The 23,843-nt window shown below is 71.8% G+C and carries 21 protein-coding genes; 14 read left to right on the top strand and 7 right to left on the bottom strand.

Annotation, left to right across the window (positions count from 1 at the left end; all coding sequences use genetic code 11):
- Window positions 1-47 precede the first annotated feature (47 nt).
- The 8 genes from BLR90_RS10560 (at window position 48) to BLR90_RS10525 (ending at window position 9,376) form a co-directional block, all read left to right on the top strand.
- Window positions 48-1,112, top strand: coding sequence for a lipocalin-like domain-containing protein (locus BLR90_RS10560; RefSeq protein WP_091025134.1), 1,065 nt, complete (start codon window positions 48-50; stop codon window positions 1,110-1,112).
- Window positions 1,113-1,157: 45 nt separating this feature from the next.
- Window positions 1,158-2,414: a homogentisate 1,2-dioxygenase gene (locus BLR90_RS10555; RefSeq protein WP_245715247.1), complete on the top strand. Its 1,257-nt coding sequence runs from the start codon at window positions 1,158-1,160 to the stop codon at window positions 2,412-2,414.
- Window positions 2,411-3,595, top strand: coding sequence for an alpha/beta fold hydrolase (locus tag BLR90_RS10550; protein ID WP_218029335.1), 1,185 nt, complete (start codon window positions 2,411-2,413; stop codon window positions 3,593-3,595). The genes BLR90_RS10555 and BLR90_RS10550 overlap by 4 nt, the downstream gene beginning before the upstream one ends.
- A gap of 5 nt (window positions 3,596-3,600) precedes the next feature.
- Window positions 3,601-4,245 (top strand): IclR family transcriptional regulator, encoded by a 645-nt coding sequence (locus BLR90_RS10545; RefSeq protein WP_091025212.1) that lies wholly within the window; start codon window positions 3,601-3,603, stop codon window positions 4,243-4,245.
- 94 nt (window positions 4,246-4,339) lie between these two features.
- Window positions 4,340-5,800: an aldehyde dehydrogenase family protein gene (locus BLR90_RS10540; protein ID WP_091025133.1), complete on the top strand. Its 1,461-nt coding sequence runs from the start codon at window positions 4,340-4,342 to the stop codon at window positions 5,798-5,800.
- The gene (locus tag BLR90_RS10535; protein ID WP_091025132.1) at window positions 5,800-6,993 is read left to right on the top strand and encodes a CaiB/BaiF CoA transferase family protein; all 1,194 of its coding nucleotides are present in this window, start codon (window positions 5,800-5,802) and stop codon (window positions 6,991-6,993) included. The genes BLR90_RS10540 and BLR90_RS10535 overlap by 1 nt, the downstream gene beginning before the upstream one ends.
- Window positions 6,990-7,889 (top strand): hydroxymethylglutaryl-CoA lyase, encoded by a 900-nt coding sequence (locus BLR90_RS10530; RefSeq protein WP_091025131.1) that lies wholly within the window; start codon window positions 6,990-6,992, stop codon window positions 7,887-7,889. Before BLR90_RS10535 ends, BLR90_RS10530 begins: the two co-directional genes overlap by 4 nt.
- Window positions 7,890-8,053: 164 nt before the next feature.
- Window positions 8,054-9,376, top strand: a complete 1,323-nt coding sequence (locus BLR90_RS10525; protein WP_091025130.1) for an HNH endonuclease signature motif containing protein — start codon at window positions 8,054-8,056, stop codon at window positions 9,374-9,376.
- 21 nt (window positions 9,377-9,397) lie between these two features.
- On the opposite strand, the gene BLR90_RS10520 is transcribed toward BLR90_RS10525, so the two are convergent.
- Entirely contained in the window at window positions 9,398-9,616 is a 219-nt protein-coding gene (locus tag BLR90_RS10520; protein ID WP_091025129.1) for a hypothetical protein, read from the bottom strand.
- Between the two features lie 153 nt (window positions 9,617-9,769).
- On the opposite strand from BLR90_RS10520, the gene BLR90_RS10515 reads away from it, so the two are divergent.
- Window positions 9,770-10,408, top strand: a complete 639-nt coding sequence (locus tag BLR90_RS10515) for a dihydrofolate reductase family protein (RefSeq protein ID WP_245715255.1) — start codon at window positions 9,770-9,772, stop codon at window positions 10,406-10,408.
- Window positions 10,409-10,411: 3 nt separating this feature from the next.
- Here the strand turns inward: BLR90_RS10515 and BLR90_RS10510 are convergent, their stop codons facing one another.
- From BLR90_RS10510 to BLR90_RS10500, 3 genes are all read right to left on the bottom strand, one after another.
- Window positions 10,412-10,648 (bottom strand): DUF1059 domain-containing protein, encoded by a 237-nt coding sequence (locus BLR90_RS10510; protein ID WP_091025127.1) that lies wholly within the window; start codon window positions 10,646-10,648, stop codon window positions 10,412-10,414.
- 13 nt (window positions 10,649-10,661) lie between these two features.
- Window positions 10,662-11,525: a sigma-70 family RNA polymerase sigma factor gene (locus tag BLR90_RS10505; protein WP_091025126.1), complete on the bottom strand. Its 864-nt coding sequence runs from the start codon at window positions 11,523-11,525 to the stop codon at window positions 10,662-10,664.
- Between the two features lie 73 nt (window positions 11,526-11,598).
- Window positions 11,599-12,807: a YibE/F family protein gene (locus BLR90_RS10500; RefSeq protein WP_091025125.1), complete on the bottom strand. Its 1,209-nt coding sequence runs from the start codon at window positions 12,805-12,807 to the stop codon at window positions 11,599-11,601.
- A gap of 47 nt (window positions 12,808-12,854) precedes the next feature.
- Between BLR90_RS10500 and BLR90_RS10495 the strand changes: the two genes are divergently transcribed.
- Both BLR90_RS10495 and BLR90_RS10490 read left to right on the top strand, forming a co-directional pair.
- Window positions 12,855-16,040, top strand: a complete 3,186-nt coding sequence (locus BLR90_RS10495; RefSeq protein WP_091025124.1) for a response regulator — start codon at window positions 12,855-12,857, stop codon at window positions 16,038-16,040.
- Window positions 16,041-16,065: 25 nt separating this feature from the next.
- Window positions 16,066-17,058: an aldo/keto reductase gene (locus tag BLR90_RS10490; protein ID WP_174812356.1), complete on the top strand. Its 993-nt coding sequence runs from the start codon at window positions 16,066-16,068 to the stop codon at window positions 17,056-17,058.
- A gap of 31 nt (window positions 17,059-17,089) precedes the next feature.
- Here the strand turns inward: BLR90_RS10490 and BLR90_RS10485 are convergent, their stop codons facing one another.
- On the bottom strand, window positions 17,090-17,482 hold the full coding sequence (locus BLR90_RS10485; protein WP_091025123.1) for a response regulator: 393 nt from the start codon (window positions 17,480-17,482) through the stop codon (window positions 17,090-17,092).
- Between the two features lie 29 nt (window positions 17,483-17,511).
- The gene (locus BLR90_RS10480; RefSeq protein ID WP_091025122.1) at window positions 17,512-19,050 is read right to left on the bottom strand and encodes an adenylate/guanylate cyclase domain-containing protein; all 1,539 of its coding nucleotides are present in this window, start codon (window positions 19,048-19,050) and stop codon (window positions 17,512-17,514) included.
- A gap of 73 nt (window positions 19,051-19,123) precedes the next feature.
- Here BLR90_RS10480 and BLR90_RS10475 point away from each other — a divergent pair, with 73 nt between their 5' ends.
- From BLR90_RS10475 to BLR90_RS10465, 3 genes are read left to right on the top strand one after another with little or no spacing between them, the layout of a single operon-like run.
- Window positions 19,124-21,196, top strand: coding sequence for an acyltransferase family protein (locus BLR90_RS10475; RefSeq protein ID WP_091025121.1), 2,073 nt, complete (start codon window positions 19,124-19,126; stop codon window positions 21,194-21,196).
- Window positions 21,193-21,936 (top strand): lytic murein transglycosylase, encoded by a 744-nt coding sequence (locus tag BLR90_RS10470; RefSeq protein WP_091025120.1) that lies wholly within the window; start codon window positions 21,193-21,195, stop codon window positions 21,934-21,936. The genes BLR90_RS10475 and BLR90_RS10470 overlap by 4 nt, the downstream gene beginning before the upstream one ends.
- 57 nt (window positions 21,937-21,993) lie before the next feature.
- Window positions 21,994-22,866: an SGNH hydrolase domain-containing protein gene (locus BLR90_RS10465; RefSeq protein WP_091025119.1), complete on the top strand. Its 873-nt coding sequence runs from the start codon at window positions 21,994-21,996 to the stop codon at window positions 22,864-22,866.
- Here BLR90_RS10465 and BLR90_RS10460 read toward each other — a convergent pair.
- Window positions 22,810-23,724 carry a sulfite exporter TauE/SafE family protein gene (locus tag BLR90_RS10460; protein ID WP_091025118.1) on the bottom strand — a complete coding sequence of 305 codons (915 nt, stop codon included), beginning with the start codon at window positions 23,722-23,724 and terminating at the stop codon, window positions 22,810-22,812. The two genes, BLR90_RS10465 and BLR90_RS10460, sit on opposite strands and share 57 nt — an antisense overlap.
- Window positions 23,725-23,843 lie beyond the last annotated feature (119 nt).

The raw sequence follows: 23,843 nt of genomic DNA, 5'->3' as shown, positions 1-23,843 counted from the left end.
GCCGACCTCCCACCACCTCACCCGAAACCCACCTCAGGAGAACCGCAGTGCCCACGAAGACAGACATCGTCGAGGCCTGGAACGGCCCCGGCCGCCAGGACGGCACCCTCACCGTCGTCACCGAGCAGGACAACGCGCTGCACCACAGTGACAGCAAATGGGCCTTCGAGCACTGGTACTTCGACGCCCGGCTCGACTCCGGGCACACCGTCGTCGCGTTCCTCCAGAAGCGCCGGCCCGAGGAGCCCCCGGGCAGCAAGCCGATCGTCGAGCTGCTCGTCTACTACCCCGACGGCACCCGCCGGCAGGTCACCCAGCACCACCCCAAGAGCGACTTCTCGGCCTCGTCCGAGCGGTGCGACGTACGCATCGGGGCGAGCCACGCCAGCTCCGACTACAGCGGAGACCTCCCGGTGCATCACGTGTACGCCGCCGAGGAGGACCTGGTCTTCGACCTGACCTTCACCAACGAGACGCCCTCGTGGATGCCCGGCGGCGGTCAGACCGACTTCAACGAGACCGACTACTTCGGCTGGGTCGTGCCCGGCCCGCGCTGCGCGGTGACCGGGACCGTGACCCTCGACGGCGAGACCCGCGAGGTCGCCGGCCGCGGCTACCACGACCACAACTGGGGCGTGGGCAACATGCCCCGGATCATCGACCGGTGGCACTGGGGCCGGCTCTACACCGACGAGCTCTCGCTCCTGTTCGCGACGGTGAAGACGCAGAAGCGCTTCGACTTCCACGAGTCCCGGCCGCTGATGCTGGCCCGCGGCCGGGACGTCGTGCTCAGCACCGGCGAGGTGACCCTGACCGAGGGGCCGATGCTCTACTCCGACGTCGCCCACCGGGAGTACCCGCAGTGGATCCGGCTGACCGTCGACGGTGTCGTGGACCTGCGCCTCGACGTGCAGCAGGTGATCCACGCCCACGACCTGCTCGACGACGTGCCGATCGCCCGCAGCCGCTTGATCAAGCCGATCCTCAACCGGATCGTGGGCCGGCCCGGCTACTTCCGCTTCGACTCGACCTTCGAGCTGACCGTCACCCTCGACGGCGTGACCCGCACCGAGACCGGACGGACCCTGCACGAGCTGGTGGCCCTGCACTGAGTTTCACATATAGGACACGGGATCGCATATAGTGAAACTGACTGTGTGCTGGACTACCCGAAGGATGCCTCCGTGCCGTACTACCGCAGCGTGGGCCAGGTCCCGCCCCAGCGCCACGTCGCCTTCTCCGTCGACGGCGACACCCCGACGTTCGAGGAGTTCATCGGCGAGGAGGGCTTCTCCGGGACCGGCTCCCTGCTCTACCACCTCGGCGTCCCGTCGAACCTGGTGGACAGTCGGCACTGGGACCTCGGCGACCAGTCGCTGACCCCCAACACCCCGCTGCGCCCGCGGCACCTGCGGTTGCCCGACCTCTGGCCCGACGACGAGCCGCACGGGCGCGACGCCGTACGCCACCGCCGGACCTTCCTCGGCAACGCCGACGTCAGGATGAGCTACGTCGTGGCCGGTGCCGACTCGCCGCTCTACAGCAACGGCGTCGGCGACGAGGTCGTCTTCGTCCAGAGCGGCGCGGCCGTGCTGGAGAGCGTGTTCGGCCGGATCGAGGTGCGCCAGGGCGACAACGTCGTCGTGCCCCGGGTGACCATCCACCGGTGGCTGCCGGTCGACGTGGACACGCACGGCCCCTTCCGGGCGCTGTGCGTCGAAGCCTCCGGCCACGTCCGGCCGCCCGACAAGCACCGGTCGCGCTTCGGCCAGTTCCTCGAGGGATCGCCGATGACCGAGCGCGACTTCCGGGTGCCCGAGGGGCCGCTGCTCGCCGTTCCCGACGCGGCCGGGAGCGACACCGACGTCTACGTGCGGCACCGCAGCGCGAGCGGGGTCGCGGGGTCGGTGGTGACCTACGACCACCACCCGTTCGACGTCGTCGGCTGGGACGGGCAGCTCTACCCCTACGCCTTCAACTACCGGGACTTCGCGCCCGTCGTCGGGCGCACGCTGATGCCGCCGCCCACCTACCAGGTGTTCCAGGCCGACGGCTTCGTCATCTGCAACTTCGTGCCCCGACCGCTGGAGTTCGGCGAGGGCGCGATCAAGGTGCCCTACTACCACTCCAACGTCGACTCGGACGAGGTGATGTTCTACTTCGCCGGCGAGACCGCGGCCCGCAAGGGCTCGGGCATCGCGACTGGCTCGGTGTCGCTGCACCCCGCTGCCTACACCCACGGCCCGCGCCGCGAGGCCTACCTCGACTCGCCCGGCATGACCGAGCCGATGGAGATGGCCTTCATGCTCGACACCTTCCGGCCGCTGGAGCTGGGGGAGGCCGCCCTCGCCTGCGACGAGCCGGACTACCCGTGGACCTGGTCGGGCCGGGGTCCTCAGGGCGCCCTCGCGTGATCCGGGCCGAGCAGCGGCCCGAGGCGTTCCGCCGGGTCGCGCTGGTGCTGCACACCGACGAGGTGGCCGCGGTGCGCGAGACGTACGGGTTCACCGGGAGCCAGGGCACGGTCCTGGAGGGCCAGCTGCTGCGGGGCGAGGCCGAGAGCGGCACGGTCTTCGTCTTCATGCACCCCACCAGCACCCTCAACCTGCTCCCGATGCCCGCCGCCCTCGCGGACCGCGGCCACCACGTCCTGTGCGCGGCGAGCCGCTACCCCAAGAACGACTCCTCGCTGATCCTGGAGAAGGTCGTGCTCGACCTCGGCGCCTGGGTGCGCTGGGCGCGCGAGAGCGCCGGCTACGAGCGGGTCGTGCTGGTCGGTTGGTCCGGCGGCGGCTCGCTGTCGCTGCTCTACCAGGCCGAGGCCGAGTCGCCCACGATCAGGAGCACGCCGGCCGGCGACCCGGTCGAGGTCGTCGGCGCCGGCCTGGTGCCGGCTGACGCCGTGGTCTTCATCGCCGCGCACCTGTCGCGCGCCGAGACGCTCACCGAGTGGATGGACCCGTCCGTGACCGACGAGACCGACCCGGCGCGGCGCGACCCCGAGCTGGACATCTACGCCGAGGACGCCGCGCACCTACCGCCGTACGACGCCGGGTTCGTGGCCGACTTCCGGCAGGCGCAGCGCGACCGCAACGCCCGGATCACGGCTTGGGCGCGGGCTGAGCTCGAACGGCTGCGCGCCGAGGCCGGCCCGGAGGTGGAACGGCCGTTCCTGGTGCACCGCACGATGTGCGACGTCCGGTGGCTCGACCCGGCGGTCGACCCCAACGACCGGCACCCCGGCTGGTGCTACCTCGGGGACCCGCGCACGGCCAACGTCGGGCCGGTCGGGCTGGCCCGCTACACGACACTGCGGTCGTGGCTCAGCCAGTGGAGCCTCGAGGCGTCCCGGGGCGGCGGCGCGGCCAACGCCGCCCGGATCCGCGCGACGCCGGTGCTCCAGATCGAGAACTCCGCCGACGACGCGGTCCCCGCCACCCACAACCCGACCGTGCGGGCCGCGCTGGCGACGCCGGACGCCAGCTACCACGTCGTCGAAGGCGCCACGCACTACTACGTCGGGCAGCCCGACCACCTCGCCGAGTGCCTCGACACCCTCGAAGGCTGGTGCCGCGACCGCGGTCTCCTAGGGTGAGCACCATGACGACGAAGCCCGGTGACACCTCCCAGACGCTGGGCCGGGGGCTGGACGTCCTCGAGCTGGTGGCTGCCTCGACCGAGGGGCTGACCCCCGCACAGATCTCCACCGAGCTCGGACTGAGCCGCACCATCGTCTACCGCCTGGTCGGCACGCTCGTCGAGCACCGGCTGGTACGCCGGAACGCGGAGGGTCTGCTGACGGCCGGCCTGGGCACGGTGAGTCTGAGCCAGAACATCGCGCCGACGCTGCGCAACGGCTCCCGCGAGGTGCTCGAGCAGCTCGCCGAGGAGCTGGGTGCCACCGCGCACCTGGCGATCGCCGACGGCGAGGAGGCGCTGGCCATCTCCGTGGTCGAGCCACGCACCACGACCTTCCACCTCGCCTACCGTCCCGGCAGCCGGACGCCACTGGGCGTGGGCGCCCTCGGCCGCGCGCTGCTGGCCGCCCGCGAGGGCCGGGCCGAGGTCTTCGAGAGCGAGGGCGAGCTGATCGCCGGCGCCAAAGGCGTCGTCGCCTCGATCCCCGGGTCGGTCGGTCTGGCCTGCTGCGTCGGCGTCGTGACGCTGGCCGCCGCGGACACCTCCACCTGGGCGCCGCGGATCGAGGCGGCCGCTCGGGAGCTGGGCGAGATCCTGCTGGGCTGAACCCGGTCGAAGTGTGTCCGATAATAGGGACGACATCTTCACAAATCGGGATTCGTGGTTAGAGTGACGCTCGACACCCAGTCGAGGAGGACCCATGCCCGCTCCCACCCAGCTCCCCCCGCGTGATCTGTGGATCGGCGGCGAGTGGCGACCCGCCACCGGTGGCGCGACCTACGTGAGCCGCAACCCGGTCGACGACACCCCGATCACCGAGATCGCCGACGCGCAGCCCGAGGACGTCGACGCCGCGGTGCGCGCCGCGCGCACGGCGTACGAGCAGAGCGGCTGGCGCGAGCTGGGCGGTGCCGAGCGCGGACGGGTGCTCTTCGCCGCCGCCGACGCGATCGCCCGCGACGCGGAGTACCTCTCGGCGCTGGAGACCCTCGAGGTCGGCAAGCTCTACAAGGACGGCCTCTTCGGCGACCTGCCCGCTGCCGTGGCGACGTTCCGCTACTACGCCGGCTTCGCCGACAAGCTCTACGGCACGACGGTGCAGCTGCCCGACTACGCGGGGCGGCACCGGCTCAACTACACGCTGCGCGAGCCGCTGGGCGTGGTCGGGGCGATCACCCCGTGGAACAACCCGATCGTGGTCGCCGGGTGGAAGATCGCGCCGGCGCTGGCCGCCGGCAACGCGATCGTGGTCAAGCCGCCCGAGGACGCCGCGCTGTCGCTGCTGCGCCTCGCCGAGATCCTCCACGAGGCCGGTGTCCCGGCCGGGATCTTCAACGTCGTACCCGGCCTCGGCGAGACTGCGGGCGCCGCACTGGCCGCGCACCCGGGCCTGGACAAGCTGAGCTTCACCGGGAGCCCCGAGGTCGGAGCGCTGATGCAGCACCACGCCGGCGGGCAGTTCCGCAAGGTCACCCTCGAGCTCGGCGGCAAGAACCCGCAGATCGTCTTCCCCGACGCCGACCTCGACGGCGCGATGCCGTTCATCGCGGCCGGCAACTTCCTGCACCAGGGCCAGGTCTGCGCCGCCGGCACCCGCGTCTACGTCCACGACTCGCTGGTCGACGACGTCGTCGAGCGGCTCGCGGCGCACGCGCAGGGGATCACGCTGGGCGACCCGTTCGACGACGCCGTGGGCATGGGACCGGTCATCAACGAGGCCGCCCTCACCAAGATCATGGGCTACGTCGACGGCGGGTCGGCCGAGGGCGCGACCCTGGTCACCGGCGGCAAGCGCCAGGACCGCGAGGGCTGGTTCGTGGAGCCGACCGTCTTCCGTGGCAGCCAGGACCTGGCGATCGCCCGCGACGAGATCTTCGGGCCGGTCGCCACCGTCATCCCGTTCAGCACCCCGGACGAGGCGATCGAGCTGGCCAACGACACCCACTTCGGGCTCAACGCGATCGTCTACACCGAGAGCCTCAACCTCGCGCAGCGCGCCGCGCGCGAGCTCCAGGTCGGCAACGTGTGGATCAACGCGTTCGGCATCCCCGACCTGACCACCCCCTGGGGCGGGCGCGCGGGCAGCGGACTCGGTCGGGAGCTCGGGCCTGCGGGCATCGAGGCCTACACCGAGGAGAAGACCGTCCAGATGATGTTCTGATGGGCGCCCTCGACGACGTCCGGGTGCTCGAGCTCGGCACCCTCATCGCCGGGCCGTACGCCGGTCGGCTGCTGGCCGACAACGGCGCCGACGTGATCAAGGTGGAGGCGCCCGACCGACCAGACCCCTTGCGGGAGTGGGGCCAGGCGTCCGGCGGGCACCAGTTCTTCTGGACCGTGCACGCCCGCAACAAGCGCTGCGTCACCCTCGACCTGCGCACCGACCGTGGCCGCGACCTGCTGCTGCGGCTGGTGGAGCAGTCCGACGTGGTGCTGGAGAGCTTCCGACCGGGCACGCTCGAGCGCTGGGGTCTCGGGTACGACGTACTGGCGGCGGTCAACCCGCGCATCGTGCTGGCGCGGGTCTCCGGCTACGGCCAGACCGGTCCGCTGGCCGATCGCGCCGGCTACGCCTCGGTGGCCGAGGCGGTCAGCGGACTGCGCCACCTCAACGGCTATCCCGGCCAGCTGCCGCCGCGGATCGCGCTGTCGCTCGGCGACTCGCTGGCCGGCATGTTCGCCTACCAGGGGATCCTGGCCGCGCTCCACGCCCGCCACCGCACCGGCCGCGGGCAGGTCGTCGACACGGCGCTCACCGAGGCCTGCCTGGCGATCCTCGAGTCGACCGTCCCCGACTACGACCAGACCGGCCACGTGCGCCAGCCCGGCGGCACCCGTCTCGACCGGGTCTCGCCGTCCAACCTCTACCGGGCCAAGGACGGCCTCCCGGTGCTCATCGCCGCCAACCAGGACACGGTGTTCGCGCGGCTCGCCGAGCTCATGGGTCGTCCGGAGCTGGCGGTCGACCCTCGCTTCGTCAACCACACCTCGCGTGGCGAGCACCAGGACGAGCTCGACGACCTGATCGCCGAGTGGGCCGGCACGATCACCGCCCAGGAGCTGATCGACCGCTGCAACGCGGCGGGTGTCGTGGCCGGCGGGGTCAACACGGTCGCCGAGGTGGTGGTCGAGCCGCAGTTCGTCGAACGCGGGCTCTTCGTCGACCACGTCGACCAGCAGACCGGCCACGCGGTCAAGGGCGTCGGCGTCGTCCCGCACCTCAGTGACACCGCCGGCGAGGTGCGCTGGGCCGGGCCGTCCGAGCCCGGGGTGCACAACGACGACGTCTATCGCGAGCTGCTCGGGCTCGACCGGGCGGAGCTCGACGACCTGGTCGCGGCGGGGGTCGTGTGACCGGCGTTCTCGATGTCGACATCCGCGAGGTCGCTCCCCGTGACGGGCTCCAGATCGAGAAGCCCGTGTCGACCGCGGCCAAGGCGCGGCTGATCGCGGCGCTGGTCGCGACCGGCGTACGACGGATCGAGGCGACGGCGTTCGTCTCGCCGCGGGCGGTGCCCGCCATGGCCGACGCTTCTGAGGTCGCGGAGCTGCTGTCGCAGTGGCCCGACGTGGAGTTCTCCGCACTCGTGGCCAGCCCCGGCGGTGCCCGTCGGGCGGTGGCGGCGGGGATCACGCGGGTCGAGTACGTGGTGTCCGCATCCGACACCCACTCGCAGGCCAACGCCCGGCGCTCGACTGCTGAGGCGCTGGCCCAGACCGCCGAGGTGGCGGACACCGTGCACGGCGCCGGTGGCCTGCTCGAGGTGATCGTGGCCATGGCGTGGGACTGCCCGTTCGAGGGGCGCACCCCTGTCGCTCGCACGGTCGACCTGCTCGGCCGGGCGCACACGCTGGGTGCGGACTCGCTGTGCCTGGGCGACACGATCGGCACCGCGACCCCGGTGCGGGTGGGGGCCCTGGTGGGCGCCGCGGTGGAAGCCGTGCCGGGGGTGCCGCTGGGAGCGCACTTCCACGACACCTACGGCTCCGGCCTCGCCTCGGCCTGGGCGGCCTACCAGGCCGGCGTACGCCGTCTCGACGCCTCGGCCGGAGGCCTCGGCGGCTGCCCCTTCGCCCCCGGCGCCAGCGGCAACATCGCCACCGAGGAGCTCGTGCACCTCTTCGAGGACGGTGGGCTGTCGACCGGGATCGACCTCGACGCCTGCGTCGTCGCGGCGGAAGTGGCCGCCGACGTGGTCGGGCACGCCGTACCCAGCAGGCTGCTGCGGGCTGTGCGCGCGCGTTCCTAGGTCGGCCCGCGCGGTAGCAGTCCGGGCCTCGGCGTCAAGGATCGCCTACGGCGCCTGCTTCGCGGCGGCCTTCGGCCGTCCTTGACCCCGAGCCTCCCCAGAAGCCGAGTCCGTTGGCGGATCTGCTGCTTGACAAGCAAACATACGTTCGTTTAGTATGGACCATGTCCATCACCCGCCTCGACAAGAACCGGCCCGACGCCGGCGAGTTGGAGGACACCACCGCGGCAGAGCTGATCGCCCGGGTGCGCGACGCGCGGGCGACGGCCGATCGGGCCGAGGTCGACCTGCTGCGGCTCGCGGTCGCGTGGGCGCACAGTCATCCGCTCGTTCCGGGAGACGCGTCGTGGCACGCGCCGGCGGCGTCCGGTGACGAAGACGGCAGCCCCAGCGACACTGATGACGTCGAAGACCTGGAGTGGTTCGGCATCCCCGACGTGGCCTGGGACGCCCCTGCGGCGTTCGCCGCAGCCAACGCGATGACCACCACGGCGGGCAAGGCATTCCTGCGCGACGCGCTGATCCTTCGGCACCGGCTCCCTGGGGTGTTCGCGTGTGTCGTCAGTCACCAGGTGCCGGTGTGGCGGGCCCGAAGGATCGCGCAGGCCGTGATCGGCAAGCCCGCCGACGTCGCCGCCTACGTCGACACCGAGCTCGCCAGGACCGCCCACGCTGTCGGCACCGTCACCCTCGACCGGGTCCTCGACCAAGCGATGACCTTCCTCTACCCCGAGCAGCGGGAGGAAGAACAGCTCGAGGCCCTCGACGCTCGCTACGCACGGTTGAGCGAACGTTCGCTCAACCACACCGGCGTCGCGGAGATGGCCCTGCGCGCGGAGTGGGCCGATCTCAAGGACTTCGACAAGGCACTCTCGTTGGTCGCCGCCGCGTTGAAGCGCGACGGCAACACCGAGCCTCTCGACGTACGCCGCGCGATGGCCATCGGGGTCCTCGCCGACCCCGCCCGCGCGCTCGCCCTGATCAACGGCGAGGAGCCGCCGGCACCGACCCGGGAGGTCGTGGCCTACGTCCACCTCACCGAGGAAGCCGTCCGCGGCCTCGACCCCCTCGCCCGTGACGAGCACGGCCGGACCTGGCTCGAGGCCACGTTCCGCGCCTGGTGCCTGCGCACAGACCGCCACGTCACCGTCCGCCCGGTGATCGACCTCAACGACTCCCACCCCGGCTGCGAGGGCTACACCCCGTCGGAGTCACTACGCGAACGAGTGATCCTGCGCAACCCGACCTGCGTGTTCCCCCACTGCGCGAGACCTTCCCGGGCCTGCGACCTCGACCACCTCATCCCGTGGCTCGAAGGAGGCCCCACCACCGAGGCCAACCTCGCCCCGTTGTGTCGACATCACCACCGCCTCAAGACCCATGCGGGTTGGCGATATCAGTCCCTCGCACCCGGCACCTTCCTCTGGCACGAACCCCACGGCCAGTGGCTCATCACCGCGCCAACCGGCACCGTCGACATCACTTAGTCTGTCGTGCCGGTGGGGTGGTCACATCGTCGTCGTGGCGAGGACGATCGCGGCGATGATCAGCACGAGTGCGACCAACGAGACCGCGGCGAAGTACAGGCCGTGGACCCGCAAGCCGTTGCTCTGCCCGTGCCTGCGGGTGAGATCGGCATCGAGGCCGGCGCCCGTCCTGGTCACGGTCTCGGGCGTGAGCAGGTGCCGCTGGGTGGGCTTGGCGGGACCTGTTCCGATTTCGTCCATGGCTTCGGCTCTCTCGGGAAGTTGTCGAGGATCGAACAACAGGTGTTCGGAGCAGACCGGGCCAGCGCTTGCTGCCAGCTCCGATGAGTTCGGTGCCGCACGGCGGTCGTACATTGCAACGACGACATCTCATGAGGAGCAGAAGTGACGCAGATGGTCCGGGTTCACAACTTCGTGGTGTCCAGCGACGGGTACGGCGCAGGGGAGGGGCAGAGCCTGGAGCGTCCCTTCGGCCATGCGGAGCCCGCGGTCATGATGTCGTGGGCGGGGGCGACGGCGAGCTGGCCCAACCGTGCGGACCCCGGCGGGAGCCGCGGGCTCGACGACTACCTGGTGCGCGACTTCCACCGCAACATCGGCGCCGAGATCATGGGACGCAACAAGTTCAGCCCGCAGCGCGGGCCGTGGGCCGACGAGAGCTGGCAGGGCTGGTGGGGCGACGAGCCGCCGTTCCACACCCCGGTGTTCGTGATGACGCACCACGAGCGGCCGTCGTTCACGCTCTCCGACACGACCTTCCACTTCGTCAGCGGCGATCCCGCGTCGGTGCTGGAGAAGGCGCTGGAGGCCGCGGACGGCAAGGACGTCCGGTTGGGTGGTGGCGCCGACACCGTCCGGCAGTTCCTCGACGCGGGGCTCATCGACACGCTGCACGTCGCGGTCTGCCCGGTGGAGCTGGGCGCCGGGTCCCGGCTGTGGGAGTCGCCCGACGAGCTCCTCGACAGCTACCACCGCGACGTCGTGCCCAGCCCCACGGGCCGGGCGGACCACCACCTCTTCTGGCGGCGCTGACCGCTAGCTGTCAGGCAGGGTGGCGAAGGCCGCCTTGGTCTCCTTGTACCAACCCATCGACTTCCTGGGGTGCCGCCAGCGGCTCTTCATGGCGTCGCGGGCCTCCTGGTGGGTGGCGTCGCCGGCCTTCTCCGCCTCCTTGAGGTGACGGTCCTGGGCGTTGATGACGTCGTCGGCGCTGTCGCCGTGGTGCTCGAGGTCGCAGGGGCCTCCGAGGTCCTGGCAGGTGATGGTCTTCATGGGTCGTCTTCCTCTACTTCTCGGTGGTCTTGGGGGTCTTGATGTGCTGACCGTCGCGGCGTACGACCTGCGAGAGCACCTCGGGCGCGGCACGGAAGGTGATGGCGTGGACCAGGCCGTCGACGACGGTGAAGTCGAAGACGACCTTGGCCCCGCCGAGCTGGAACCACGCGGAGCCGGGCCGGTCGGCCACGAAGACCGCCAGTGCGGCCGAGGCGCCGCCGTTGAAGAACGTCGCCACCTCCTCGCGTCCCTCGATCTGCTCCGGTGTGCCGACCAAGATCGCGGCGTCGTCGGCGGTGACGGTGACGTCGGGTGCGAGCAGCTGGAGCAGCCGGTCGAAGTCGCCGTTCTTGGCGGCGGCCATGAAGGCGTCGACCACCTCCCAGTCGGCGAGCTGGTCCTCGGGATGGGGCTGGGCGACCTTGGCGCGGGCCCGCGAGGCCAGCTTGCGGGCGGCCACCGGGGTGGTGTCGAGGACCGCCGCGATCGTCGGGAACTCGAAGCCGAAGCTGTCGTGGAGCACGAAGGCGACCCGTTCGCGCGGCGAGAGCCGGTCCAGTACGACGTGCAGCGCGAGGCCGACGGTGTCGGCGAGCGCGACGTCGTCGGCCGGGTCGCCCACTGTCTCGCCGGCGCCCATCTGTCCGACGTCCTCGACGGGGACGGGCGTGCGCGAGCGCAGCCGGTCGAGGCACAGCCGGGTGACCACGGTGGTCAGCCAGGCCGGGAGGCTCTCGATCTCGGCGTCCGTCCCGTGCAGCCGCAGCCACGCCTGCTGCACGACGTCCTGGGCCTCGGCGTGGTCGCCGAGCACCCGGCTCGCGATGCCCACCAGCCGCGGTCGCTCCGCCTCGAACAGGTCCGTCTGGTCCATGTCCTCCACCCTTTCACCGTTGTCGTCACCCCCCTGACGCACGAGCCGGGCCGAGTGTGACCACCCGGTCTCGTCAGTCGCGCGCGCCCGGGACGGTCAGCGCCGCGATCGCGGTGGTGAGCGGTACGGCGAGCACGAGCCCGATGCTGCTGACCAGCGAGCGCACGATCTCCTGCGAGATCTCCTCGGTGCCGATCAGCTCGACGGTGGAGCGGTCGTAGAGCTGGAGCACGAGCATCAGGGCGAGCGCCGTGCCGGCGTACGCGAAGACGATCGTGTAGATCGTCGAGGCGATGTGGTCCCGGCCGATCCGCATCCCGCTGGTGAAGAGCTCGGCGCGGCCCATCGTCGGCGAGGCCGCCCGCAGCTCCCAGACGGCGGAGGACTGCGTGATCGTCACGTCGTTGAGGACACCGAGGCCGGCGATGATCACCGCCGCCGTCAGCAGGCCCTGGAAGCTGACGTCCGGGGCGTACGTCGTCAGCACGCCGCCCTCCTCGCCGGTGATGCCGCTCAGGTGGGTCGCGCGCACGGCCCACCAGCCCACGGCAGCGGTGACGCCCAGGCCGGCCAGCGTCCCGGCGAGGGCGGTGCTGGTGCGGATCGAGAACCCGTGGGTGGTGTAGAGGACGACGTACATGATCGAGGTGGCAGCCACCAGTGCCACGGCGATGCCGGGTTCGCCGGTGAGCAGCGCGGGGAGCGCGAAGACGAACACCACGGCGCTCGCGAACGCGAGCCCGAGCAGCGCCATCAGCCCCCGGAACCGGGCGATCGCCACCACCACGACCACGAAGACGATCAGCAGCGTCCACAGGGGAGTCGAGCGGTCGGTGCCGGAGTAGGCGAAACGCCCCTCGCCCCCGTCGGGCTCCTCGGGGTGGCTGACCAGCTTGATCCGGTCCCCCTCGCCGAGCCCGGAGTCGCTGACCTGGGGTGGTACTTCGACAACTACGTCGGTCCCGCGGTCGGGTCCCTCGTCGACCGTCGCGTGGATCCGGCCGCACTCGGCCGCCTCGTCCGCCAACTCGGCACACGGCGGCTCGACCTCTGAGACGACGGCCTCCGGGAAGGTGACGCCCTCGGCCGCGAAGGTGAGCGAGCCCTGGAGGTCGTCGGCCTTCGTGCTGTCGGGCCAGAGCAGGAGCAGGCCTACCAGCGTGGCGACGCCGACCGCGGCGAGGACCGACAGCAGCGCGACCCGCGGCGCCCGGGCGACCTCGAACTCCGGCGCTGAACGGTCGGCCCGGTGCGAATGTCCGTGCGAGTGTCCGTGTCCCATTGGGCAATCCTCTCCCGAGGGTTGCGCTCGTGCGCGACGATGGGGCCATGACCCCCGACCCGGCGCTGCTGCTGCGGTCGGTCCCCGATGGGCTGTGGTTGCTCGACACCGACGGTCGCACCATCTTCGCCAACGACCCGCTGCTCACCCTGCTCGGCCGCTCCGCCGCCGAGATGCCCGGCTTCTCCGCCTACGAGGCCCTGGACGAGTCCGGCGCCGCGGTGCTCCGCCAGCGGCTCGCCGAGCACGTCGACCCGGCGGTGCCACCCGCCCCGGGCACCCGCGGCGACCGCGAGTGCCGGCTCCACCGGCCCGACGGTACGTCGGTCTGGGTGCTGGTCAGCCCCGAGCCGGTGGTCGGCGACGACGGCCGGCTGGTCGGCTGGATGCACCGGATCAAGGACAACGCCGAGCAGCACGACCTGCTCGAGCTCTCGCAGCGCCGTGAGCACCAGTTCTCGGAGGCCCAGGCGATCGCGCACATCGGCAGCTGGGAGCTGGACCTCGTCACCAACGAGGTCATCTGGTCGAAGGAGACCTACCGGCTCGTCGGCGTTGTCCCGGGCTCGGTGGTGGTGACCCCCGAGACGTTCTTCGAGCGCCTCCACCCCGATGACCGGGTGGATGCGGAGACCGCGTTCAACGCCGTCCTCGCGGGAGCCCCGACCCTGGACTTCGAGTCCCGGCTGGTTCACGAGGGCGGGTCGCCGACCTGGGTCCGGGCGCAGGGCCGCGCTGTCTTTGACGCCGACGGTCGCCTGGTGCGGCTGGACGGGACCCTGCAGGACACCACCGCGACCAAGCGTAACGAGGAAGGGCTCTCCTTCCTCAGCGCGATGGCGGCGGCGGCCAACCAGGCCACGACGCTCCAAGAGGTGCTGATCGCCTCCGAGAAGAGCGTGCGGCAGCTGGCGCGGTGGCCTGCGGTCCTGGTCGCTGCCCGTGACCCCGAGCAACCCGACCAGCTGCTCTTCCTCGACGTCGCGTGGGGCGAGCACTCCGAGCCCCTGGGGGAGGCAGCCCGGGCGCTGGCGACCGCGGCCGCCGACGCGCGCCGTACCATCCACGAGGTCGGCCCCTCGGGCACCGCGCTCGTGGCCGGGCCGGTGGTCTATGGGGACCAGGTGGCGGCGGTGGTGGTCTCCGACAGCCTCACCGCGGTCGAGCCGCCCCCCTGGGAGCTGATCATCTTCAACCAGATGCTCACGTTCCTCGCCCACGTGGCCGAACGCGAGTCGGCGGCTCAGGACCTTGCCGACGCCCGTGACCAGGCACTCAGCGCCTCGCGCGCCAAGTCGGAGTTCCTGGCCACGATGAGCCACGAGATCCGGACGCCGCTCAACGGCGTGCTCGGGCTCAGCGAGCTGCTCGCGCGCACCGAGCTGACCCCCCATCAGCGGCGCCTGGCCGACGGCGTCGAGCACGCCGGACGCACCCTGCTCGCCCTGGTCAACGACATCCTCGACCTCTCCAAGATCGAGGCCGGGCGGCTCGACCTGGAGGCAGTCGACTTCGACCCGCGCTCGGTCGTCGAGCAGAGCGCGTCGCTGGTGGCCGACCTGGCCCGAGACAAGCACCTCGAGCTCGTCGTCTCGAGCGCCGGAGACATGCCGGCCCAGGTCCGGGGCGACCCGGTGCGCTTCGGCCAGGTGATCACCAACCTGGCCAGCAACGCGGTGAAGTTCACCTCCGAAGGCGAGGTGGTCATCCGGGCCACCGGCGAGACCGGCCCCGACGGCCCCCGGGTGCGGGTCGAGGTCCGCGACACCGGGGTCGGCATCGACCCCGAGGCGGCCAACCGGCTCTTCGAGCCCTTCACCCAGGCCGACAGCTCCACCACGCGGGAGTACGGCGGCACGGGTCTCGGCCTGGCGATCAGCCGCCGGATCGTGTCCGCGATGGGCGGCCAGATCGGCGTCGACAGCGACGCCGGCCTGGGCAGCACGTTCTGGTTCACCGTCGACTTCGAACCCCCCGTGGGCGACGACCCACTGCGCGACCACGAGCGGGAACAGGCGGTCCACGGGCTCCAGGTGCTCGTGGTCGACGACAACGAGACCAACCGGTTCATCCTCGTCGAGCAGCTCAGTGCCTGGGGAGTGACGGTGACCGCGGTCGAGTCGGCTGCCGACGGGCTGGCCGAGCTCAGCTCCGCCGCGCGAGGCAGCTCGCCGTACGACGTGGTGCTGCTCGACTACATGATGCCGGGCACCGACGGCGAGGAGCTGGCCCGCGCGCTGCGCTCCGAGCGGGTTCACGACCGGACCCGGCTGGCGCTGCTCTCCTCGGCGCTGGAGCCGAGCCCCGAGTGGCTGGCCGATGCCGGGATCGACACCTTCCTGAGCAAGCCGGTGCTGCCGACGCGTCTCCTCGACGTGCTCGCCAGGCTGGGTGGCCGCCTGGGCCGCCTGGACCACCGGCCGGTCGAGACCCCACGTGCCGTACCGGCCCGGCGCCGCGGACGGGTGCTTGTCGTCGAGGACAACGAGGTCAACCAGCTGGTGGCCGAGGGCGTGCTGCACGGGCTCGGCTACGAGGTGCACCTGGCCGACAACGGTGCGGCCGGCGTCGCGGCAGTGGCCGACGACTACCGCGGCTTCGACGCGATCCTGATGGACTGCCAGATGCCGGTGATGGACGGCTACGACGCCACCCGGGCGATCCGGGCGATGCAGCGCGGCGGGACCCGCACCCCGATCATCGCGATGACCGCGGCCGCCGTCGCCGAGGAGCGCGAGCGGTGCCTGGCGGCCGGCATGGACGACTTCCTGGCCAAGCCCGTCGACGTCGCGCTCCTCGGCAAGACGCTCGCCCGCTGGGCACCGAGCTCGCCCGGACACGAGGAGGCCGAGGAGGCCCCGCCGCCTGCGGAGCCGGCCGAGTCGCCGGCGTTCGTACGCCTGCGCGAGCTGATCGAGCGCGACGGCATCGACCCCTCGCTGGTCGTCCGCATCATCGAGCGCTTCGAGAGCGGCGCGCTCATCGTGGGGGCCACCCTGGGAGCGTCGGTGCGCGCGGGCGACGCCGGCGACGTGGCCGCGCAGGCGCACTCCCTCAAGGGCAGCGCCGCCAACCTCGGCCTGACCGCGCTCGCCGCGGTGTGCAGCGAGATCGAGAGCGAGGCGCGGGCCGGCCGGCTCCCCTCCGACGGCACGCTCGCGACCCTGGACGCCGAGATCCGGGCGGCCGGTGCCGAGCTCGAGCACTTCGCCGAGACCCGGCTCAACACCTGACCGGGCGCGGCCTAAGGTCGGTTCCATGGAGCCCATGCAGCACCGCACCCTCGGCCGCACCGGACGCCCCGTCTCCGTCGTCGGCCTCGGCACCTGGCAGCTCGGCGCCGACTGGGGCGACGTGTCGGAGAGCGACGCCCGCGACGTCCTGGAGACGGCCGCGGCGGAGGGGGTCACGTTCTACGACACCGCCGACGTCTACGGCGACGGGCGCAGCGAGCAGATCGTGGGCCGCTTCCTCGCCGCGCACCCCGACGACGGCCTGGTCGTCGCGACCAAGATGGGCCGCCGCGCCGAGCAGGTGCCCGAGAGCTACGTGCCCGAGGCCTTCCGCGCCTGGGTCGACCGCTCGCGGCGCACCCTCGGTGTCGACCGGCTCGACCTGGTGCAGCTGCACTGCCCGCCGTCGGCGGTCATCGACGACGACCGCACCTACGACGCGCTCGACGCGCTCGTCGACGACGGCTCCCTGGCGGCGTACGGCGTCAGCGTCGAGACCGCCGACCAGGCGCTGAGCGCGATCGCGCGCCCGCACGTGGCCTCGGTGCAGATCATCCTCAACGCGTTCCGCCTCAAGCCGCTCGATGCGGTGCTGCCCGCGGCGGAGGCGGCCGGCGTCGGCATCATCGCGCGGGTGCCGCTGGCCTCGGGCCTGCTCTCGGGCAAGTACGACGCCACGACCACCTTCGCGCCCGACGACCACCGGACCTACAACCGCGACGGCAGCGCCTTCGACGTCGGCGAGACGTTCTCGGGGGTCGACTTCGAGACCGGCGTGCGCGCCGCCCAGGAGTTCGCCTCGCTGGTGCCCGACGGGCTCACCCCGGCCCAGGCCGCGATCGCGTGGGTGTGGCAGCAGTCGGGCGTGACCACCGTGATCCCGGGCGCCCGGAGCGTCGAGCAGTCACGCTCCAACGCGGCCGCCGGCCGCGCCGCGCCGCTCGGGGACGAGCTGCTGGAGGGCGTCCGGCGGATCTACGACGAGCGCTTCCGCGCGGCCGTCCACGACCGCTGGTAGGGCCCAGTCCATCCGGTTCGGTCGATCCGGTTCAGTCGATCCAGCGTCGGGGTGAGCGGCCCTCGGCGAGCAGCCTGTCGACCAGCGTCACCAGCCCACGCAGGCTGAACGGCTTGGTGACGTAGTCGTTGGCGCCGGCCTGAAGCCCGCGCTCCCGGTCGTCGGGATGCGCCAGCGCGGTGAGCAGGACGATCGGCAGCTCGGGGCGACGGTCGCCGGCCCGGATGGACCGGATGACGTCGAGCCCGGACTTGTCGGGCATCGAGACGTCCAGCACCGCGATGTCGATGTCGTGCGCGGCGTACGCCTCGAGCGCCTGTGCACCGTCGGACGTGCTGATGACCTCGTGCCCGGCGCGGCCGAGATGCAGCTCCAGGAGGTAGCAGATGTCGGGGTCGTCGTCGGCGATCAGCACCGTGGCCATGTCGGGAGCATCGCACATCCGGGCCCCCGTCAGGAGACAGTTGCCGGCACCGCCAGCACGGTCTCCTCGGAGCGCCCACGCAGCGTCGTGCTCCCGTGCCGGGTCCACCGGTCCCCCTCCTCGCCCGCGGCGGCCTCGACGCTCTGCCAGGTGGCGAGCAGCCGGCCGTCGACCTCCTTGGCCAGGTCGGTCAGCCGCGCCGCGCAGTTCACGGCGTCCCCGACCACGGTGTACTCGAAGCGCTCGTGGTGGCCGACGTAGCCGGCGACGACCTCGCCCGTCGCCACGCCGATCCCCGCCCCGATCTCGGGCACCTCGGCGGCCAGCCGCGCCGCCATCGACCGGGCCGCCGAGAGGGCCGCGCGCGCGTGGTCGGGCAGGTCGACGGGGGCGCCGAAGACGGCGAGGACGGCGTCGCCCATGAACTTGTTGACCAGTCCCCGGTGGCGGTCGACCTCGTCGACCACGACCTCGAAGAAGCGGTTGAGGACGGCGACGACCTCGGTCGGTGAGTGCTCGGTGGAGTACGACGTCGAGCCGACCAGGTCGACGAAGACCACCGACACCACGCGGGTCTCGCCACCCAGCTCGATGTCGCCCAGCGCGGCGGCATCCGCCACCTCGCGGCCGACGTGGCGCCCGAACAGGTCGCGGATGTGCTCGCGCTCCCGCAGACCGTGGACCATCTGGTTGAAGCCGGACTGGAGCAGCCCGAGCTCGGTGCCGTCGTACACCGGCACCTCGCGGTCGAAGTCGCCGCGCTCGACGTCGAGCAGCGCGTCACGCACCGAGAGGATGGGCGCGACCACGGAACGCGCGTTGAGCACGGTCATGAACAATCCGAAGGTCAGCACCACCCCGGCGACGACCAGGCAGATCACCGCCAGCCGGGTCCGGGTCGTGCTCTCGTCGGTGAGCGCCACGATCGCGGCCACGGTCAGACCGACCACCGGGGCGCCCGTGCCGAGGCACCAGAAGATGACCATCCGGTCGCCGACCCCGGCCCCGCGTGGCCGCCGGGTGAACGACTCGCCCGCCAGGGCGCGCGCCGAGAGCGGTCGCAGCGTGAACTCCGTCAGCAGGTAGGCCACCCCGCACGCGATCAGTCCGGCGATGCCCACGGTGAGCCCGGTGCTCAGGGCTCGCGCGGGCTGGAGCACGACGGCGAGCAGCGTGAACAGCACCGTCGCGGTGACCCACATCAGCGCCTGGAGCTGGGTCAGCCGCAGCGGCACCCGGAGCGCCTTGCGCCGGTCCTCGTCGTCCGGGGCGGTGTCGTCGGTCGCCCAGCGCAGGGCCCGCAGCGTGGTCGTCGTACCCACGGCGGCACCGATGACCACCGCGAGCGCGACGTAGACGGGGATGGAGATCGCCAGCGCCACCACGGTGCGGCCGTTGGGCGCTGGGGCCGGGACGACGAAGTAGGAGATGACCACGACGAGGGCGGCGCCGACCAGGTTGGTGGTCACGAGCAACGCGGTCAGCAGGACCTGCACCCTGATCCGCAGCGCCCGCGCCGACTGGTCGGCCGCGCCGAGGAGCCGGGAGCCGAACGGGTTGCGAGACATCCCCGGACCCTAGCGGCGCAATGACGCATACTGACCGTCGAAGTCAGGGACAGCCGATCGTGGGGAGCAGGGCGTGAGTGAGGCGAGCGCAAAGGGCGTCGCGACCGCCCAGCGCACCCGTCTCAACTACCGACCCGACATCGACGGGATCCGCGGCATCGCCGCGATCGGGGTCATGGGCTTCCACGCCAAGGTGCCCGGCCTCGAGGGCGGCTTCATCGGCCTCGACCTCTTCTTCGTGCTGTCCGGCTACGTCATCACCAACCTGCTGCTCAACGAGTACGACAAGACCGGCAGCATCAAGTGGGGCGCCTTCTACGCGCGCCGGGCCCGGCGGCTGATCCCCGCGAAGGCCACGATGCTCCTGGGCGTGCTGTTCCTGAGCTACTTCCTGCTCACGCCGCTCGGCGCCCAGCAGGAGACCGCCCGCTCGGCGGCCGCGGCCGCGGGCTTCGTCTCCAACTTCTTCTTCTGGCAGAACGCCGACGTCAGCTACTTCGGCCACCAGCCCGGCACTGGCGTGCTGCTGCACACCTGGTCGCTGTCGGTGGAGGAGCAGTTCTACCTGATGCTGCCCCTGGTGCTGATCCTGGCGCTGGTGGTCGCCCGCCTGTTCCGCTTCGACGTACGCCGGATCCTGCTGGTCGGCTGCCTGGCGCTGACCGCGGGCTCGATCTTCCTGGCCGTGGCGCTGTCCGACAACCACCCGGAGGCCGCCTACTACCTGCCGTTCTCCCGCGCCTACGAGTTCCTGCTGGGCGTCGCGCTGTCGCTGGTGGCCGCGAAGGTCACGCTCCCTCAGGCCCTCCGGGAGGTCCTCGGCGCGGTCGGGCTGGCCCTGATCGCCTACTGCATGATCTGGACCCTGCCCACCGCCGGCTACCCCGACCTCGCCGCCCTCGTGCCCTGCGCGGCCGCGGCGCTGCTGGTCTGGGCGGGCTGTGGCGCCGACACCGTGGCCACGCGGTTCCTGAAGTTCCCGCTGTTCGTGTGGCTCGGCCTGCTGTCCTACGGCTGGTACCTCTGGCACTGGCCGCTGCTGGTCCTCGGCGAGTCGGTCAACCTCGCGCCGCCGCCGCTGGCTGCGCGGGTCGGCCTGGTGATGCTGGGCCTCCTGGTCGCCTGGCTCAGCTACCGCTTCATCGAGGGCATCTTCTACTCCCGCGGCGGCGCCAAGTCCACCGTCAACTTCAAGCCCCGCACCGCGATCCTCAGCGGCGTCACGGCGATGGCGCTGGTCGCGTCGCTGGCCGGCGGCGCCTACGCCCTCGCCCGCCACGAGGCCACCTCGCCGGAGTGGGCCGCCGTACAGAGCCAGCTCGACGACGTGCCGCGGATGCCCGCGAGCTGCGTCGATGCCGAGGACCTGATCCCGCAGAAGCCCGGCGCCTGCGAGCTCACGCCGTACGACGAGGACCGGCCCACCGTGGTGCTCTGGGGCGACTCGCACGCCTGGATGTTCATCCCGGCGCTCCAAGAGGCCGTCGCCGACCGCGAGGTCAACCTGGTGGCGTTCGTGATGGGCGCCTGCCCGCCCCTCGACCCCCAACTGCCCACGGGCAAGGGCCGGCGCGCGGGCCGGATCGCGTGCGAGGTCAACAACGACGAGGCCCTGGCGTTCGTCAAGGAGCGCGCCAAGACCGACGCCGGGATCCAGGTCCTGCTCGGCGCGAGCTGGGAGCGCTACCGCGGCATCGAGTCGCCGTCGCTCATGGACCAGCGCGCGCCCAACCCCGGGTCGGTCGAGTACATCAAGCGGATCCGTCCTCTGTTCGACACCGGCACTCCCCAGCTGTTCCGCACCCTGGGCGAGCTCGGGGTGCCGGTCGACGTGATCGCCCCGACCGTCGGCATGCCGCGCAACCCGCCGCTGTGCCTGGCACTGGCCCGGCCCTACTCCTGCGACGTGCCCGTGGGCGAGACCTCTCAGCCGGGGTCGGCCACCCGCGCCTGGCTCGAGGAGCAGATGCAGTCGTTGGCCGGCGACCCGCGCCTGATCGACGTCAACAGCGAGATCTGCGACGAGTCGACCTGCCACGTCAAGGTCGACGACACCGTGACCTACTTCGACGACCAGCACCTCAGCGCCAGCTTCGTCCGGACGCTGGAGGGCTACTTCGAGCCGAGCGTCGAGGGCGTCCTGTGAGCCGCCACCCGCTGCGCAGCGCCCTGCTCTTCGTCGTGGCCCTGGCGGCGATGGGCGGCGCGACGTTCCTGTTCCAGCAGACGCTGTTCGGCCAGCCCGAGGTGCTGGACCTGACGCCGACCTCGGCCCCGCCGCTCGCTGCGGCGCCGGCCACCGCCGCCGCGCCACCGGCCAGCACGGTGCCGGTGGTCGACCCCGCCTGGGTCAGCGCGACCGCTGCGCGCGTGGGGATCCCCGAGGCCGCCGTACTCGCGTATGCCCGGGCCACCGTGATGTCCGAGTCCGACTGCGGCCTCGGCTGGACCACGCTCGCCGGGATCGGCTGGGTGGAGTCGCAGCACGGCACCATCGGTGGCCGCACCCTGCGCGCGGACGGCACCTCCTCGAGCCGGATCCTGGGTCCGGCGCTCGACGGGGTCGGCCCGGTCGCGGCGATCCGCGCCTCACCCGAGTCGACCGTGTGGCACGGCGACGCCGACTGGGACCACGCCGTGGGGCAGCTCCAGTTCATCCCGTCGACCTGGGACGACTGGTCCTCCGACGGCGACGGCGACGGCGTGGCCGATCCCAACGACATCGACGACGCCGCTTACGCTGCTGCCCGCTACCTGTGCGCCGACGGGCGCGACCTCACGACCGGAGCCGGCTGGGCCGGCGGCATCTACTCCTACAACCATGCACAGAGCTACGTCGACGCGGTGCACGCCGCGGCGACGACCTACGCGGAACGGATGGGCTGAGCCATCGTCACCCTTCACCACTCTCTCCTGCGGTCTCCACTTCGGTACGCCGGCGCAGTGCTGGCGCTGGCGCTGATGATCTCGGGGCTCGGGCTGGCGGCTCCTGCCGACGCGGCCAGCCCCCGGCGCGACTACCCCCGGATGCCGCGCAGCTGCGTGGACCCCCAGGACCTGATCCCGCAGAAGCCGGGGATGTGCAAGCTCACCACCTACCAGCAGGGTCGGCCCACGGTGGTGCTGTGGGGCGACTCGCACGCGTGGCAGATGATCCCGGCGCTGAAGGGAGCGACCAAGGGCCGCAACGTCAACCTGGTGGCGTTCCTGATGGGCGGGTGCCCGCCGATGGACCCCAACCTGAAGACGCCGAAGCAGCGCAAGAACGCGTCGTCCTGCGAGAAGTCCAACGACCTGGCGCTGCGCTACGTGCTCAACCGCAAGCGCGCGGGCCTCAAGACGAAGGTCGTCCTGGGTGGCGCCTGGGACCGCTACCTCACGCCGCTGCGCCAGGGCACGCCGCCGGAGGAGAGCTACGCCGCGCTGATCGCGCAGGACCTCGAGACCGACACCCCGCGGCTCTTCCGCCGGCTCGGTGCGGCGCGGGTCTCGACCGACGTGATCGGGCAGTCGCTGGAGGTCCCTGACGGCGCGCTGTGCCCCGAGGGTCGCCGGCCCTTCGTCTGCTCACTGCCGCGCAACCAGGCGCTCCACTCGGAGGGTGCCAACAGGCGCTGGGTCAAGAACGCCATGAGGCCGCTCGTGGGCAAGGGGCGCTACCTCACGACCAACGGAGCCGTGTGCACCGCCGAGACCTGCTACGGCAAGGTCGACGACATCTACACGTTCTTCGACGACCTGCACCTCAGCGCGACCAGGTCACGCACGCTCGCCCGCCACTTCAAGGCGTCGGTCGCTGACATCGCTGTCCGCTAGGCGCGAGTAGCGCTCCTGGCGCACGGCCACGACGATCCCGACGACCCAGACGACGGCGAGGGTGGCGGCGACCGCGATGACCGTGGTGGTGCCGGCGCCGAGCGCCTCGGCGATGGTCTTGGAGTTGGTGACGATGATCAGGCCGCCGGCGGCCACGCCGAGCACCCGTGCGGCGAGCTTCTTGACCAGCCAGGCGGCGACCGGAGCGGCGATCACGCCGCCGGCCAGGAGGGCCAGGGCGTAGCTCCAGGGGATTTCCTGCGAGCTCAGCGCGAAGAGGAAGCCGAGCGAGCCACCGACCGCGACCACGAACTCCGAGGTGTCGATCGAGCCCACGACCTTGCGCGGTTCGAGCCGACCCGAGGAGAGCAGGGTGGTGGTGCCCACGGGGCCCCAGCCGCCGCCGCCGATCGAGTCGAGCGCGCCGCCGAACAGGCCCATGGGCGCCAGCATCGCGGCCGACGGGCGGCTCTTGAAGGTGGGCCGGCGCCCGCCGAGCACCAGGAACCGCCACACGACGTACACGCCGAGCGTCAGGAGCAGGCCCGCGACCCAGGGCTTGGCGGCGTCGCCGTCGAGGCTCGCGAGGAACGTGGCGCCGGCGAAGGCGCCGACGAAGCCGGGGAGAGCGAGGATCGAGACCGTGCGCCAGTCGACGTTGCCGAGCTTGTGGTGGGAGAAGCCGGAGACCAGCGAGGTGCCGATCTCCGAGAAGTGGACGGCGGCCGAGGCGGACGCGGGAGCCAGGCCGGCGGCCAGCAGGAGCGTCGAGGACGTCACCCCGTAGGCCATGCCGAGCGAGCCGTCGATGAGCTGGGCGAGGAGTCCGACGAACCCCAGGACGATGAGCTTGCGCATGCGGGTGAACCTTCCGGCCGTTCGAGTCCTGCACCGGACCCGACATAGTCGTGTGTACGCCAGTTTGCTACTGACTTACTAGAGATTATGCATTGACCGGACTCAGTAGAGCAAGCCGA

The sequence above is a fragment of the Nocardioides szechwanensis genome, assembly GCF_900103935.1.
Classification (GTDB): Bacteria; Actinomycetota; Actinomycetes; order Propionibacteriales; family Nocardioidaceae; genus Nocardioides; species Nocardioides szechwanensis.
Note: the sequence above shows the minus strand (reverse complement) of the source record. Positions and strands in the feature narration are given on the sequence as shown.